The 13913-nt window shown below is 66.0% G+C and carries 15 protein-coding genes and 1 tRNA gene; 7 read left to right on the plus strand and 9 right to left on the minus strand.

What is annotated here, in order from left to right; genetic code table 11:
- Nucleotides 1–88: 88 nt before the first annotated feature.
- The 4 genes from ACY3GB_RS11870 to mnmG are packed head-to-tail and all read right to left on the minus strand — an operon-like array spanning nucleotide 89 to nucleotide 4263.
- Entirely contained in the window at nucleotides 89–946 is an 858-nt protein-coding gene (locus ACY3GB_RS11870) for a ParB/RepB/Spo0J family partition protein (protein WP_463088923.1), read from the minus strand.
- A 4-nt stretch (nucleotides 947–950) separates the two neighbouring features.
- A complete protein-coding gene (locus ACY3GB_RS11875) occupies nucleotides 951–1742 on the minus strand; it encodes a ParA family protein (RefSeq protein WP_021474881.1) in 792 nt (263 codons plus the stop codon).
- Complete coding sequence (rsmG, locus tag ACY3GB_RS11880; RefSeq protein WP_463088924.1) at nucleotides 1739–2368, minus strand: 16S rRNA (guanine(527)-N(7))-methyltransferase RsmG; 630 nt, start codon at nucleotides 2366–2368, stop codon at nucleotides 1739–1741. Before rsmG ends, ACY3GB_RS11875 begins: the two co-directional genes overlap by 4 nt.
- Nucleotides 2365–4263, minus strand: a complete 1899-nt coding sequence (mnmG, locus tag ACY3GB_RS11885; RefSeq protein WP_463088925.1) for a tRNA uridine-5-carboxymethylaminomethyl(34) synthesis enzyme MnmG — start codon at nucleotides 4261–4263, stop codon at nucleotides 2365–2367. Before mnmG ends, rsmG begins: the two co-directional genes overlap by 4 nt.
- A 193-nt stretch (nucleotides 4264–4456) precedes the next feature.
- Here mnmG and ACY3GB_RS11890 point away from each other — a divergent pair, with 193 nt between their 5' ends.
- Nucleotides 4457–5218: a GNAT family N-acetyltransferase gene (locus ACY3GB_RS11890; RefSeq protein WP_463088926.1), complete on the plus strand. Its 762-nt coding sequence runs from the start codon at nucleotides 4457–4459 to the stop codon at nucleotides 5216–5218.
- Nucleotides 5219–5277: 59 nt separating this feature from the next.
- Here ACY3GB_RS11890 and ACY3GB_RS11895 read toward each other — a convergent pair whose 3' ends face one another.
- Nucleotides 5278–5736 (minus strand): hypothetical protein, encoded by a 459-nt coding sequence (locus ACY3GB_RS11895; protein ID WP_463088927.1) that lies wholly within the window; start codon nucleotides 5734–5736, stop codon nucleotides 5278–5280.
- Nucleotides 5737–5865: 129 nt separating this feature from the next.
- Here ACY3GB_RS11895 and tsaA point away from each other — a divergent pair, with 129 nt between their 5' ends.
- From tsaA to ACY3GB_RS11910, 3 genes are all read left to right on the plus strand, one after another.
- Complete coding sequence (gene tsaA / locus ACY3GB_RS11900; RefSeq protein ID WP_463088928.1) at nucleotides 5866–6564, plus strand: tRNA (N6-threonylcarbamoyladenosine(37)-N6)-methyltransferase TrmO; 699 nt, start codon at nucleotides 5866–5868, stop codon at nucleotides 6562–6564.
- 54 nt (nucleotides 6565–6618) lie between these two features.
- Nucleotides 6619–7635, plus strand: a complete 1017-nt coding sequence (locus ACY3GB_RS11905) for a Tim44 domain-containing protein (protein ID WP_463088929.1) — start codon at nucleotides 6619–6621, stop codon at nucleotides 7633–7635.
- A gap of 170 nt (nucleotides 7636–7805) precedes the next feature.
- Entirely contained in the window at nucleotides 7806–9008 is a 1203-nt protein-coding gene (locus ACY3GB_RS11910; RefSeq protein ID WP_463088930.1) for a sensor domain-containing phosphodiesterase, read from the plus strand.
- A gap of 62 nt (nucleotides 9009–9070) precedes the next feature.
- On the opposite strand, the gene ACY3GB_RS11915 is transcribed toward ACY3GB_RS11910, so the two are convergent.
- Genes ACY3GB_RS11915 through ACY3GB_RS11930 form a run of 4 tightly spaced genes read right to left on the minus strand, consistent with a single transcriptional unit; the run spans nucleotide 9071 to nucleotide 11754 of the window.
- Nucleotides 9071–9658, minus strand: coding sequence for a BON domain-containing protein (locus tag ACY3GB_RS11915; RefSeq protein ID WP_463088931.1), 588 nt, complete (start codon nucleotides 9656–9658; stop codon nucleotides 9071–9073).
- Between the two features lie 3 nt (nucleotides 9659–9661).
- On the minus strand, nucleotides 9662–10252 hold the full coding sequence (locus tag ACY3GB_RS11920; protein WP_021475806.1) for a phosphoheptose isomerase: 591 nt from the start codon (nucleotides 10250–10252) through the stop codon (nucleotides 9662–9664).
- A gap of 24 nt (nucleotides 10253–10276) precedes the next feature.
- Entirely contained in the window at nucleotides 10277–10615 is a 339-nt protein-coding gene (locus ACY3GB_RS11925; protein ID WP_021475807.1) for a YraN family protein, read from the minus strand.
- Nucleotides 10612–11754 (minus strand): penicillin-binding protein activator, encoded by a 1143-nt coding sequence (locus ACY3GB_RS11930; protein WP_463088932.1) that lies wholly within the window; start codon nucleotides 11752–11754, stop codon nucleotides 10612–10614. The genes ACY3GB_RS11925 and ACY3GB_RS11930 overlap by 4 nt, the downstream gene beginning before the upstream one ends.
- Nucleotides 11755–11814: 60 nt before the next feature.
- On the opposite strand from ACY3GB_RS11930, the gene rsmI reads away from it, so the two are divergent.
- The 3 genes from rsmI to ACY3GB_RS11945 form a co-directional block, all read left to right on the plus strand.
- Nucleotides 11815–12645: a 16S rRNA (cytidine(1402)-2'-O)-methyltransferase gene (gene rsmI / locus ACY3GB_RS11935; RefSeq protein ID WP_463088933.1), complete on the plus strand. Its 831-nt coding sequence runs from the start codon at nucleotides 11815–11817 to the stop codon at nucleotides 12643–12645.
- Between the two features lie 58 nt (nucleotides 12646–12703).
- Nucleotides 12704–12788: transfer RNA gene (locus ACY3GB_RS11940), tRNA-Leu, on the plus strand.
- Nucleotides 12789–13267: 479 nt separating this feature from the next.
- On the plus strand, nucleotides 13268–13913 hold a 646-nt coding region (locus ACY3GB_RS11945; RefSeq protein ID WP_463088934.1), incomplete at its 3' end, for an IS110 family transposase.

Raw genomic sequence — 13913 nt, forward strand, 5'->3', positions numbered from 1 at the left:
CGCCAGTGCAAAAAAACCGCTGGATTATAGGCTTTGGGCTTGAGTTGCGTCAACTTTGCTCCAGCAGACTTTTTGCGTTGCAACAAACTCATTTCTTAGGATTTTTTTGCAGTTTCTCCAGCAGGAAATCCAGCTCGTCCAGACTCGCATAATCTATGACCAGCCTGCCGCCGCCGCCGGATGCCTGGCGGATGCTGACACGGGCGCCGATGGCCTCGGAAACCTGCTCTTCCAGCCGCGCCACATCGGGATCGACGCGTTTTTGTTGCGGCGCAACTGTGGTTTTTTGCGCAGCATGCTGTTGTACTCGGCGCTCCACCTCGCGCACCGACATCCCTTTGCGCACCGCTTCGTTGGCCAATTCCAGCTGGGAAACCGTCGGCAGGCTCAGCAAGGCGCGCGCGTGGCCCATCTCCAGCTGGCCCTCGTGCATCATCTGCTGCAAGGGCTGCGGCAGCGCCAGCAGGCGCAGCAGGTTGGACACCGCGCTGCGCGAGCGGCCGACCGCGTCGGCGGCGGCCTCGTGGGTCAGGCCGAACTCGTCGACCAGCCGCTTGATGCCTTGCGCCTCCTCAATCGGGTCCAGCTCCTGGCGCTGGATGTTCTCGATCAGCGCCATCGCCAGCGCGGCCTCGTCCGGCACGCTCTTGATCACCACCGGCACCTCGGCGAGGCCGGCCTTGCGGGACGCGCGCCAGCGGCGCTCGCCGGCGATCAGCTCGTAGTCGCCCAGCCCCAGCTCGCGCACGATCAGCGGCTGGATGATGCCCTGGGCGCGGATGGACGCCGCCAGTTCGTCCAGCGCCGCCTCGTTCATGAAGCTGCGCGGCTGGTATTTGCCGGGACGGATGCTGTCGATGGGAAGAGTGGAAAGTCTGTCGTCCACCGCGTCAACGGTGGACAGGAGCGCGTCGAGTCCGCGCCCCAATCCTTTGAGTTTGGCCATATTGTCAGACGGTGGGAGTTGCGGTTGCGGGTTCGAGGCGTTCTACCAGCTCTTGCGCCAGCGCGAGGTAAGCCTGGGCGCCGCGCGAGCTGCGGTCGTAGACCAGGCCCGGCAGGCCGTGGCTGGGCGCCTCGGCCAGGCGCACGTTGCGCGGAATCACGGTCTGGAACACTTTCTCGCCGAAGTGGCGCGCCAGCTGCTCCGACACCTGTTGCGACAGGTTGTTGCGGGCGTCGAACATGGTGCGCAGCAAGCCCATGATCTCGATCTTGGGATTGACCGCCACCCTCACCTTGCGCAGCGTGGCCACCAGATCGGACAGGCCTTCCAGCGCGTAGTACTCGCACACCATCGGGATCAGCACGCTGTCGGCGGCCACCAGGCCGTTCAGCGTCAGCAGGTTCAATGACGGCGGGCTGTCGATCAGCACGTAGTCGTATTGGCCGGCCACTTCAGCCAGCGCGCTCTTCAGCCGCGCCTCGCGCGCCAGCTCGTTGACCAGCTCCAGTTCGGCCCCGCCCAGATCGCGGTTGGCGGGCAGCACGTGGTAGCCGCCGGCCTTGGCGTCCTGGCGCGCCTCCTCGATGGTGGCCTCGCCCAGCAGCACGTCGTAGCCGGACTTCTCCAGCGACTGCTTGGCGATGCCGCTGCCCATGGTGGCGTTGCCCTGCGGGTCCAGATCGACGATCAGCACCCGCCGGCCCAACTCGGCCAAACCGGCCGCCAGATTGACGACGGTGGTGGTCTTGCCCACCCCGCCCTTCTGGTTGGCCACCGCGATCACGCGTGGATTCATTGCAGCACCATCCTCACCAGATGGCGTTCGGCGTCCAGCCCCGGCACCGTTACCGGCAGCACCTCCGAAACCGCCACGCCTTGCGGCAGCAAGGCGATTTCCTCATACGGATACACGCCCTTCATCGCCACGTACTGGCCGCCGTCGGCCACCAGGTGGCGGGTCAGCTTGACGAACTCGGACAGCTCCGAGAACGCGCGGCTGGTGATGCGGTCGAACTTCTGCTCCGGCTGGTAGGCCTCGACGCGGTCGGTGACCACCTGCACATTGGGCAGGCCCAGCTCCAGCACCACCTGGCGCAGGAAGGTGGTTTTCTTGTGGTTGGAATCCAAGAGCGCTACCTGCAGGTCCGGCCGCGCGATGGCGGTCGGGATGCCGGGCATGCCGCCGCCGGAACCGACGTCCAGCATGCGCGTGCCGCCGGCCAAGTGCGGCACCAGGCTCAGGCTGTCCAGCAAATGATAGCTGACCATCCGCTCTTCCTGGCGGATCGCGGTGAGGTTGTAGGTCTGGTTCCACTTGACCAGCAGCGCCAGATAGCGCTCCAGCAGGTCCAGTTGCGGTTCGGTCAATTCCAGCGCCAGTTGCGCCAGCCCCTGTTTCAATTCGGCGGTATGTAGTGTCATGCGGTCTTAGCGTCGGTGAAGCCGCGCTTCAGGTGCACCATCAGCAGGGCGACGGCGGCCGGGGTGATGCCCTGGATGCGCGAAGCCTGGCCCAGCGTCTCCGGACGCTGCTGGTTCAGCTTCTGCTGCACTTCCTTGGACAGGCCCTTGACCAGGCTGTAGTCGATGTCGCCCGGCAGACGGATGTCTTCCAGATTGTCGCGGCGCGCCAGCTCTTCGTTCTGGCGATTGATGTATCCCTGGTATTTGACCTGAATTTCCACCTGCTCGGCAACCTCGTCGGCCAGTTCCGGCGCGCCGTCGGCGGCTTCCGGCACCGCCATCAGCTCGCGGTAGGCCACATTGGGGCGCTTGAGCAGGTCTTGCAGCGTGTATTCGCGCTCGATCGGTTTCCCCAGCACCCGCGCGAGCGCGTCCGGATCGGCCAGCTTGGACGGATGCAGCCAGGTGGCCTGCAGCCGGGCCTTCTCGGCCTCGACAGCGTCGCGCTTGCGGCAGAAGGCGTCCCACTGCTCGTCGCCCACCACGCCCAGCTTGCGGCCCATCTCGGTCAGGCGCAGGTCGGCGTTGTCTTCTCTCAACTGGAGACGGAATTCGGCGCGGCTGGTGAACATCCGGTACGGCTCGGACACGCCCTTGGTGATCAGGTCGTCGACCAGCACGCCGAGGTAGGCCTCGTCGCGGCGCGGGCACCAGGCGTCCTGCTCGCGGGCGTGCAAACCGGCGTTCAGGCCGGCCAGCAGGCCCTGGGCGGCGGCTTCTTCATAGCCGGTGGTGCCATTGATCTGGCCGGCGAAGAACAGGCCCTGGATGGCCTTGGTTTCCAGCGAGGCCTTCAGGCCGCGCGGGTCGAAGTAATCGTATTCGATCGCGTAGCCGGGGCGCAGGATATGCGCGTTCTCCATGCCGCGGATCGAGCGCACGGCGGCCAGCTGGATATCGAACGGCAGGCTGGTGGAGATGCCATTCGGATAGAATTCGTGCGTCGTCAGGCCTTCCGGCTCCAGGAACACCTGGTGGCTGTCCTTGTCGGCGAAGCGGTTGATCTTGTCTTCGATCGACGGGCAGTAGCGCGGGCCGACGCCCTCGATCACGCCGGTGAACATCGGGCTGCGGTCGAAGCCGCTGCGGATGATGTCATGGGTGCGCTCGTTGGTGTGGGTGATCCAGCACGGCAGCTGCTTCGGATGCATCTCGCGCTTGCCGCGATAGGAAAACACCGGCTCCGGCGTGTCGCCCGGCTGCTCTTCCATCACCGAAAAGTCCACGCTGCGGCCGTCGATGCGCGGCGGAGTGCCGGTCTTGAGCCGGCCCACCGGCAGGCTCAGCTCGCGCAGGCGTTCGCCCAGCGTGCTCGCCGCCTGGTCGCCGGCGCGGCCGCCGGTGTAGTTCTCCATGCCGACGTGGATCTTGCCGGACAGGAAGGTGCCGGCGGTCAGCACCACGGTCTTGGCGCGGAAGGTGATGCCGATGGCGGTGATGGCGCCGGCGACGCGGTCGCCCTCGATCAAGAGATCGTCCACCGGCTGCTGGAACAACGTCAGGTTGGGCTGGTTCTCCAGCATCTCGCGGATCGCCGCCTTGTACAGGATGCGGTCGGCCTGGGCGCGGGTGGCGCGCACCGCCGGGCCCTTGGACGCGTTGAGCGTGCGGAACTGGATGCCGCCGATGTCGGTGGCCAGCGCCATCGCGCCGCCCAGCGCATCCACCTCTTTCACCAGATGGCCTTTGCCGATGCCGCCGATCGACGGATTGCACGACATCTGGCCCAGGGTCTCGATGTTATGCGTCAGGAGGAGCGTGGCGCAGCCCATGCGCGCGGCGGCCAGCGCGGCCTCGGTGCCGGCGTGACCGCCGCCCACCACTATCACGTCGAAGCTTGTCGGATAAATCATGGCTGAAAGAGCAAACCGAACGGAAAAACGGGTTATTTTACGCCAAAACAGTTTGGCTGATAAGTCTTTGATTTCAATAACCCCGCCGCCGTCACCGAAACGTCAAAGACCCTTCACCGCATAGTCATGATATGGACATCGCAACGTCAAACAGCCCCCCTAGCATGTGACAAACCACAACGAGGGGCAAAACATGCTGCTAAATGAACAGCTTGCAAGCAGAAGCAAACCGCGCCTGGCCGTGCGTCTGGCCCAGTGCGCCGAGGATATCCGCCGCGCGCAGAAGCTGCGCTTCGAGGTTTTCGCCGGCGAAATGGGCGCGGAACTGGCCTCCGCCGAACTGGGCATAGACCGCGACGAGTACGACGAGCTGTGCGACCACCTGATCGTCGAGGACCACAACACCGGCATGGTGGTGGGCACTTACCGCATGCTGCCCCCGACCGCCGCCCGCCGCGCGCCCAGCCTGTACTCCGAGCACGAGTTCGACCTCTCCCGCCTCTCCCACCTGCGCGACAGCCTGATCGAAGTGGGCCGCTCCTGCGTGCATCGCGACTTTCGCTCCGGCGCGGTGATCGCGCTCTTGTGGTCGGGCCTGGCCGATTACGTGCAACAGCAAGGCGGCGCCTATCTCGCCGGCTGCGCCAGCGTGTCGCTGACCGACGGCGGCCACCAGGCGGTCAGCCTGTACCGCCAGCTGGAAGGCCAATACCTGTCGCCGGCCGACTGGCGGGTGTTTCCCCACCTGCCGCTGCCGCTGGACCGCGTGATAGACGACAGCGCGCCGGTGCCGCTGCCGCCGCTGATCAAGGGCTACCTGCGCGCCGGCGCCCATGTCTGCGGCGAGCCGGCCTGGGACCCGGACTTCAACTGCGCCGACTTCTTCATGCTGCTGCCGATGAGCCGGCTCAGCGCGCGCCACAACAAGCACTTCATCGGCGCGGCTGCCGCCTGACCCTGCCTGCAAGCCGGGCCGTGTCCCCGCCCGGCTTGCGTCCTCTGCCGCCTCTGCGCTCAGGGCCGCCAGCGCCCGCTGCCGGCATCGAAGCGCCAGCCTCTGGCAAGACAAAACGCCTCGACCGCATCGGCGAACGCCACCCGCTCCATCACGCCCGTCCAAGGCCCCAGGCACACGCAATCGACTGCGCCGCCGCTACGCAGCGACACCCTGACGCCGACAGGCTCATGGCCCCGGTAATAAAACCCGATGGCGGCCAGCTCCGCGCAGTCAACGGTTCGGGTAAGCCAGCGCCCGCGCAGATGCAGCCTGCCGGCCGCCTCCCAGATGACCAAGCGGTTTCCGGCGCGCCGCCCGCGCAAAACCGTCCATATCGCCAAGCCGACGCCCAGCGCCGCGAGGCCGCCATCCATGGCCGGCCACGCCCTCCCCAGCCCGATCAGCCCCGCCGCTGCGATCAGCCAGACACCCATCGCGCGCGCGCCATCCCGGACGGCGACGCCCTGCGTTTCCATTTTCCCGCCTACCACCTGCCCACCCGCCAACTTTATTCAAAAAATCAAAACAAAAAAGCAAATTATTTCACAAAACCATCAAAAACAATGCAACAAAACCCCAGCCATCTCAGATGCTACAATCCCGGCATGAACTACAGTTTTGAACCGATAGGCGTCATCCGCTCGCCGTATCGCGAGAAATTCGGCATACCGCGCCAGCCGTCGCTGGTCAGCGCCGCCCGCGTGCGGCTGGAGCTGCTGCCGCCGTACGATCATCCGGACTGCGTGCGCGGCCTGGCTGAGTTTTCGCATGTCTGGATCAGCTTCGTGTTCCACCAGACCATGGAGCGGGGCTGGCAGCCGCTGGTGCGGCCGCCGCGGCTGGGCGGCAACGCCAAGGTGGGCGTGTTCGCCAGCCGCTCCACCCACCGCCCGAATCCGATGGGCTTGTCGCTGGTGGAGCTGGTTTCGGTGAGCGTCGACAACGGCGTGGCGCTGGAGCTGGCCGGCGCGGACCTGCTGGATGGCACCCCGGTGCTGGACATCAAACCGTATATTCCCTTCGTGGAATCGCGGCCGGACGCGTCGGGCGGCTTCGTCGACGGCCCTCCCCCGCTGCTGCGGGTGGAGTGGAGCGAAGCCGCGCGGCGACATCTGGCCGAGACGGACGCGCCGGCCGGCTTCGCGCAGCTGGTGGAGCAGGTGCTGGCGCAGGACCCGCGCCCGGCCTACCAGGACGATCCGGAACGGATCTACGGCGTGTCGCTGTATTGCTACAATGTGCGCTTCGGCATCGCCGGCGGCGTCGCGCGCGTGCTTGAAATTCTGCCGGCGGCACAAAACTAATTCGCATCCGCCCGGTCATACCCGGGCAATTCAAACCTACCAGGAAAATAAAACATGACCACTCGCGCGAAGACGATCGTACTCGCCTTCACCATGGTTTCCGTGTTGGCCACCCCGTTTGCCGAGGCCGCGCGCCTGGGCAAGGGCAAGAGCGCAGGCATGCAGCGCTCCGCTCCCACCCGCAGCTACCAGCCGAGCACCCCGGCTCCGCAACCGATGGCCGCTCCCGCGCCGCGCGGCGCAGCCGTGCCGCCGGCTCAGGCTCCGGCCAAGAGCGGCGTGGGCACCGCGCTGGCGGCCGGCGCGGCCGGCGCGGTGGCGGGCGCCGCCATCGGCTACATGGCGGGCTCCTCCGGCAACGACAAGGCTGCCCAACAGGGCCAGCAGCAAAACGCCGTTCCGGCCGACCAACAGCCGCAAGCGGCCCACCAACCCGCGCAGCAGCCTGAAAAGGGCGGCATGCCGTGGGGCATGCTGGCGCTGCTGGGCCTGGTTCTGGTCGGCGGCATGATGTTCTTCCGCCGCAAGGCCGGCAACCCGGCCGCCAACGCGCCGCAGCCGGCCGGCATGCCGCGCGCCATGGCCGACAACCATGGCCAGTCGAACTTCGACGCCATTCCCAAGATCGGCTCCGACCTGAACGGCGGCGCGGCTCCGGCCGGCAACGGCTTCGGTGGCGGCTTCAACGCGGCGTCCGCTCCGGCGCGCCTGCCGGACGGCACCGAGACCCCGCACTTCCTGCGCCAGGCCAAGGCCACCTTCCTGCACCTGCAAAGCCTGAACACGCCTGAGAGCCTGGAAGAAGTGCGCAAGTACATGACGCCGGACCTGTTCAGCGCGCTGGCCGGCGACATCGCCGGCAACAGCGGCGTGGCCGACTTCTCGCAGCTGGACTGCCAGCTGTCCGACGCCACCGTCGAGAACGGCGCCTACATCGCCAGCGTCACCTTCAGCGGCAATGTCAGCGAGGAAGTGGGCGCCCCGGCCGTGCCGTTCACCGAAACCTGGCATTACGTGAAGGACGGCACCACCGGCGGCAAGTGGCTGGTGGCCGGCATTCAACAAGACTGACGAGGCGGCGCGCGGCTGTTGTTTTTGCCGCGCGCTTAACAATCGTTGACGACGGGCCTGAGGGCCCGTTTTTTATTTCTACGCCCATGCACTAAACTGGAATGCCGATTGCTTCAGCAGCGGACAAGGGCCGAAAGAGCCCGCATCTTGGACACGGAGGCAGTATCGCGATGACAGCATTCGAGCACGCCGGCCTGAAAATCGGCAGCCACTTCCAACCCGTCTACAGCCTGGCGCACCGGCGCAGCATAGGCGTGGAGGCGTTGCTGCGCGCCGAACAAGGCCAGACCGCGCTCTCTCCCGCGGAGGCCTTTTACACCGCGGTGTCGCCCGAGCAACGCCACCAGCTCGACCTGGCGGTGTGCCGCGCCCATATCCAGCGCTACCTGCAGCTGCAGTCCGACCATCCCCGCTGGCTGTTCCTCAATATCGACGCCGCCTCGCTGTCCCGCCCGGACCGCGCGATGGCGCTGGTCAACCACATCCGCCAGGCCGGCCTGGAGCCGCACCAAGTAGTGCTGGAGGTGCTGGAGCACGTGCTGGAGGTGGACGAGGCGCTGATCGAAGGCGTCAACATCCTGAAGAACAACGGCTTCATGATCGCGATCGACGATTTCGGCGTCGGCCACTCCAACCTGGAGCGGGTATGCCAGCTGGAGCCCAGCTTGGTCAAGTTCGACCGCCAGTTGCTGCGCAACGCCATCGTTCAGCCGCGCAGCCGCGCCCTGCTCTCCAGGCTGGTGCGGCTGATGCACGAAATCGGTGCGCTGGTGGTGGTGGAAGGCATCGAAACCGAGCGCGACGTGCTGGTGGCGATGGATTCCGGCTGCGATCTGATCCAGGGCTTCTTCATCGCCCGCCCGGCGGGAGCCCCGGACGCCGACGAGCTGATCACCCCCAGGCTGGACGAACGCTGGGACGAATTGATGGCGCACGCGCTGCTCAAGCGCAAGCTCACCCGCCGCCAGATCGAGCTGGCGCGGCAATGCTTCGTGCAAAGCGCGATCTCGCTGATGCAGAACACGCCGTTCGACCTGGCGGCCAAGCCCATGCTGTCGCTGCCGGACGTGATCCGCTGCTTCCTGCTGGACAGCGAGGGCCGGCAGATCGGCCGCAACCTGAACAGCCGCCAGTCGGCCTCCAGCACCGACCCGCGCTACAGCCCGCTGGCCGACACCACCGGCGCGGTGTGGTCGCGGCGCAGCTATTTCCAGCACGCGGTGGACCAGCCCGGCGTGCTGTACATGAGCGAGCCCTACCTGTCGATGACCGACCCGCGCTCCTGCGTGACGATGTCGATGGCGATCGAGATCGACGAGAACCTGCACGTGCTGTGCGCCGACCTGCTGGTACCGCAGCACGACACCCTCTGACGCCATCTCCGCGGATAAAACAAAAGCGGCCCAATGGGCCGCTTGCTGATTGCGCGCCGCGCTTACTGCGCCGGCGTCACGTCCTGGATGTACTCGAACAGCGTCACCACCTTCTGCACGCCGGCCGTCTCGCTGACCACGCGCGAAGCCTGGACGCCCTCGCCCTGGGTCACCAGGCCCAGCATGTAGACCACGCCGCGCTCGGTCACCACCTTGATGTTGTTCGGATTCACGCCCTTGCCGTCCAGCAGCCGGGTGCGCACTTTGCTGGTGATCCAAGTGTCGTTGCTGCGCTCGGAGAAGCCGGATACCGGGCCCACCGTGGTGTAGTTGTACACGCGGCGCACATTGGGCAGGCCGCGCACGATCAGCTCGGCCTGCTGGCGGGCCTCCTCGCTCGGCACCTCGCCGGTCAGCAGCACCGCGCGGTTGAAGCTGGTGCGGTTGACGTGGGCCGACGGCAGGCGGTTGGCGATCTGCTCGCCGGACTTCAGCTCGATCGCCTGATCGTCGACATAGGCGCCGCTGGTGCGGCGGTCCGACGCCACCAGCGCGCCGCCGGCGGCTCCCGCGGCCACCAGGCCGACGCAGCCGCTCAAAACGCTGACCAGTCCCGCGGCCAGCAACAATGCAAATGCGTTGCGCTTCATTCCTTATTCCCCTCCAAGCAGCATGCAATCAATGGCGTCGCACAGCGCGTGGATCAGCAGGATATGCACTTCCTGGATCCGGCAGGTGCGCAGCGACGGCACGTTCAGGTGTATATCTTCCGGCGACAGTATTTCAGTGATCTTGCCGCCGTCCTTGCCGGTGAGCGCGATCACGCTCATGCCGCGCTCGTGCGCGGCGTAAACCGCCTCGATCACGTTGGCGGAATTGCCGGATGTGGAGATCGCCAGCAGTAGGTCGTTGGTGTGGCCCAACGCCCTTACCTGCTTGGAAAACACCATGTCGAAATCGTAGTCGTTGCCGATGGCGGTCAGCCCCGAGGTGTCGGTGGCCAGCGAAATCGCCGCCAGGCCCGGGCGCTCCTTCTCGAAGCGGCCCACCATCTCGGCGGCGAAATGCTGGGCGTCGGCGGCGGAGCCGCCGTTGCCGCAAGCCAGAATCTTGCCCTCGTTCATCAGGCAGGCCACCATCCGCTCGGCCGCCGCCGCCACGCCGGGCGACAGCAGCTCCATCGCCTCCTGCTTGGCGGCGATGCTTTCCAGGAAATGGCCGTTGACCCGGTCAATCAGATCCATTGGGGAATCCCCTTTTCTCAACAGTTACTGCGTGATCACATTCTTCAGCCACTGCGGCTCGGCGCCGCCGACGCTGACCACCGCGTCGAAGCGGCAGGGCGAGTCGATATTGTGGCTGCTTAGATAGACTTCCGCGGCCAGCATCAGTTTCCTTTGCTTGGCCGCGGTGATGCTGTCGGCGGCGCCGCCGAAGCGGCTGCCGCCGCGATGGCGGACCTCGACGAATACCAGCGCGTCGCCGTCGCGCATGATCAGGTCCAGCTCGCCGCCGCGGCAATGCCAGTTGCGCGCCACCAGCTTCAGGCCGCGCGCCTGCAGCAAGGCCAGCGCGCGATCCTCGGCGTCCCGGCCGGCCTGGTTCATTGCAGCGCGTTGCCGCCCATGACGCCGGCCGGCAGCTGGCGTTCGAACGCGCGGTCGCGTCCCAGCTTCAAATCGCCGGTGACGCCGTCCAGCCTCACCGCCGCGCCCGGACGGCTGACCGCCAGCTGCACCGCCAGCCGGTAGGCGTCGATGCCCAGCGCGTACAGCCGCTCGGTCTGCCGCGTCAGCGGCACCGCCGGATGCGGGTAACGCTGCACCGCCGGATGCGTCGGCATCAGGAACCACGGCATGTCGATGAAACGCACGCCGGCCAATTCCGCCTGCGCGCCGCCGACATTCAGCTGCGAAGTGCCGTACACCGGCACATCCGGCGTCAGCGCCGACTTGAGCCTGGCCGCCTGAGCCACGTCCAGCGCCAGCGCGACCGCGTCGGCCTGGCCGGCCGCCTGCAGCAGCGGCGTCATGTCGTTGGCGTCAAAAGCCATCTGCCGCGCCGGCTTGCCGGCCACCGCGCGCCATTCATCGGCGAAGGCCTTGCCCAGCCGCTGCGACAGCGCGTCGCCGCCCACCACCAGCAGCGGATTGGCGCGGCCGTCGTCGCGCATCAGCCGCGCCAGCTGGCGCGCCTCGCCCTCGACGATCAGCGACAGCGAATACAGCTTGGGATTGGCCGCCGCCTGCCGGTCAATCGAATTGAGCGCGATGGTGGGCACCGTCACCGACGGCGCCAGCTTGGCGATGGACTCCCGCGACAGCGGGCCGATCACCACGTTGACGCCATCCGCCACCGCCGCGCGGTAGCGTTCCACCACGTTGTCGCCGGTGGCGTCCACGCTGTAAAGCTCGGCGTTCTGGTCCACCTGGGCCGCCGCCTCGACGCCGCTGCGCACCACCGCCGCCGCCTCGCCCAGCGCCGACGATTCCGTCGGCAGGATCACGCCTATCCTGATCTTGCCGCGCGCAGCCGGTTTGGCCGCCAGCGCGCCGGATGCCGGCGTATCGGCCTGGACCGCGGGCGACGTCGGCGTCGCCAGCCTGGGCGTCTGGCCCGGCGGCTGCGCCAGCGCGCGCATCGGCGCGCCGTTGCTTTGGATGATATAGTCGGGGGTTTGCGCCCCGGCCGGCGTCAACCACGTCAGCAAGACGCCAACCAACAACAACGGAGTCAGTCTTTGCATACCTCGTTCGCCCACCTTATCGATGCCGCCAGGGATAGTTTCTGTAGCGGGACATTATATGTGGTGGCCACGCCCATTGGAAATCTGGCCGACATCAGCGCCCGCGCGCTGGCATCGTTCGAGGCCGCGGACGTGGTCTGCGCCGAGGACACCCGCGTCACCGGCCAACTGCTGTCCGCCTACGGCATCCGCGCCAAACGGCTGGTCAGCCTGCGCGAGCACAATGAGCGCGGCATGGCGGAACAGGTGGTGCGCTGGCTGTCCGAAGGCCAGATCGTGGTGCAGGTATCCGACGCCGGCACCCCGGCGGTGTCCGACCCCGGCGCGCGGCTGGTGGAGGCTGTGCGCACCGCCGGCCACCCGGTGCGCCCGCTGCCCGGCGCCAGCGCCGTGATCGCCGCGCTGTCAGCCAGCGGCTTCACCGCGCCCACATTCCAGTTCCACGGCTTTCTGCCGCCCAAGAGCGGCGAGCGCCGCAGGACGCTGCAGCAATGGCTGTCCACCCCCCACCTCACGGTCTGCTACGAAGCGCCGCACCGCATCGTCGACGCGCTGGAAGACATCGTGGCCGAACTGGGCGGCGAGCGCCGGGTGATGATCGCCCGCGAGCTGACCAAAACCTTCGAAACCTTCCAAGCCAAGCCCGCCGCCGAGCTGCTGGAATGGGTGAAGGCCGACGCCAACCAGCAGCGCGGCGAGATCGCGCTGATCATCGACGCCGCCCCCGCAGCGGAAGCCGACGCCGACGCGCCGCCGGCCGAAGCGCTGCGCGTGCTGGAGATCCTGGCCGCCGACCTGCCCACCAAGCAGGCCGCCACGCTGGCCGCGCAGATCACCGGCGCCAACCGCAAGCAGCTGTACGACCACGCGCTGAAACTGAAAAAAGACTGAGCGCCAACTATTTACAAGCGCTTGCCGCAAGGTTAAGATTCGTTTTCTCGCAGATGTCGCCCGGATGGCGAAATTGGTAGACGCAGGGGATTCAAAATCCCCCGCCGCAAGGCGTGTCGGTTCGAGTCCGACTCTGGGCACCACAAGACATCAAGCGAAGCAAACAACCGCACGGCTCAAGCCCTGCGGTTTTTTGTTGTCCATTTCGGGCCGGAACCCCTTCCTCCTAGGCAGGACTGAGTTGTTGGCTTCTCCCCTCCCATCCCCCTGCCCGACATGCCTCAATCGAAGCCATTCCTATCTGCTAGCGCGGCTCGCGCCCTGCCCCAATCTACTAGCATCAACGGATGACTAACGCTCACTGTGCTTGAGAGATTTTCTCGGTAAACGTTGGGCTTCGTGTTACTCAGCCCAATCTTGTATCTTGCAATTGGTAGTGGTGAGCCGCCACTGCCTGGAGCCGAAGCAGCTTGGGCCCAATCTTAAGGCCAGACCTTGAGCCGTAGATAAAGCCTTCGACTCCACCTCATCGCCAAATCCGACACTGAACGGTAGCCAAGGGTTCGACCCTGCATGCACAAGGCAAATGGGCGATTAGGCATTTTCCGTGAGGACCCGCTTTATGCATTATCTCGGAATAGACGTAGCCAAAGCCAAACTGGACTGCACTCTTTTGCTGGATGCCGCCAACAAACGCAAAGCCAAATGCGTGAGCAACGATAAAACCGGCATTCATGCTCTGTTGTCATGGCTGACCAAGCAAGGCCTGGAGCCCCGGCAGGTTCATGCTGTGATGGAAGGCACCGGCGTGTATCACGAACAAGCAGCCATCGCCTTGTGCGATGCCGGTGTGATCGTTTCCATCATCAACCCGGCGCAAATCCGCGACTTCGCTAAAGGCTTGGCGATTCGAACCAAGACCGATGGCGTAGATAGCTTGGTCCTGGCGCGTTATGGAGCCTTGCTCCAACCTATGGCCTGGATTCCTCCCAGCCGGCAAGCCCGTGCGCTACAGGCGTTGCTGGCTCGGCGCGAGGCGCTGCAGCAGGATCTTCGCCGTGAGCTGAATCGGCAAGAAAAAGCCGAAGCCACCGATACACCAGAGCTGATTCAGCAGTCGCTGATCGAGTCGATTGCGTTTATCGGAACACAACTGGCCAAGTTGCAGCAGGATATCGACGACCATATTGACCGTCACCCGGAATTGAAAGCGGACCTGGCCCTGTTGAGCAGCATTCCGGCCATTGGCCCGCAGTCGGGCAGCAATC

This window comes from Chromobacterium sp. Ag138, assembly GCF_055181315.1.

What these genes read in the sequence shown, in the direction of transcription:
- ACY3GB_RS11870 (WP_463088923.1), bottom strand. Translation starts at nt 946, where the DNA reads ATGGCCAAACTCAAAGGATTGGGGCGCGGACTCGACGCGCTCCTGTCC.
- ACY3GB_RS11875 (WP_021474881.1), bottom strand. Translation starts at nt 1,742, where the DNA reads ATGAATCCACGCGTGATCGCGGTGGCCAACCAGAAGGGCGGGGTGGGC.
- rsmG (WP_463088924.1), bottom strand. Translation starts at nt 2,368, where the DNA reads ATGACACTACATACCGCCGAATTGAAACAGGGGCTGGCGCAACTGGCG.
- mnmG (WP_463088925.1), bottom strand. Translation starts at nt 4,263, where the DNA reads ATGATTTATCCGACAAGCTTCGACGTGATAGTGGTGGGCGGCGGTCAC.
- ACY3GB_RS11890 (WP_463088926.1), top strand. Translation starts at nt 4,457, where the DNA reads ATGCTGCTAAATGAACAGCTTGCAAGCAGAAGCAAACCGCGCCTGGCC.
- ACY3GB_RS11895 (WP_463088927.1), bottom strand. Translation starts at nt 5,736, where the DNA reads ATGGAAACGCAGGGCGTCGCCGTCCGGGATGGCGCGCGCGCGATGGGT.
- tsaA (WP_463088928.1), top strand. Translation starts at nt 5,866, where the DNA reads ATGAACTACAGTTTTGAACCGATAGGCGTCATCCGCTCGCCGTATCGC.
- ACY3GB_RS11905 (WP_463088929.1), top strand. Translation starts at nt 6,619, where the DNA reads ATGACCACTCGCGCGAAGACGATCGTACTCGCCTTCACCATGGTTTCC.
- ACY3GB_RS11910 (WP_463088930.1), top strand. Translation starts at nt 7,806, where the DNA reads ATGACAGCATTCGAGCACGCCGGCCTGAAAATCGGCAGCCACTTCCAA.
- ACY3GB_RS11915 (WP_463088931.1), bottom strand. Translation starts at nt 9,658, where the DNA reads ATGAAGCGCAACGCATTTGCATTGTTGCTGGCCGCGGGACTGGTCAGC.
- ACY3GB_RS11920 (WP_021475806.1), bottom strand. Translation starts at nt 10,252, where the DNA reads ATGGATCTGATTGACCGGGTCAACGGCCATTTCCTGGAAAGCATCGCC.
- ACY3GB_RS11925 (WP_021475807.1), bottom strand. Translation starts at nt 10,615, where the DNA reads ATGAACCAGGCCGGCCGGGACGCCGAGGATCGCGCGCTGGCCTTGCTG.
- ACY3GB_RS11930 (WP_463088932.1), bottom strand. Translation starts at nt 11,754, where the DNA reads ATGCAAAGACTGACTCCGTTGTTGTTGGTTGGCGTCTTGCTGACGTGG.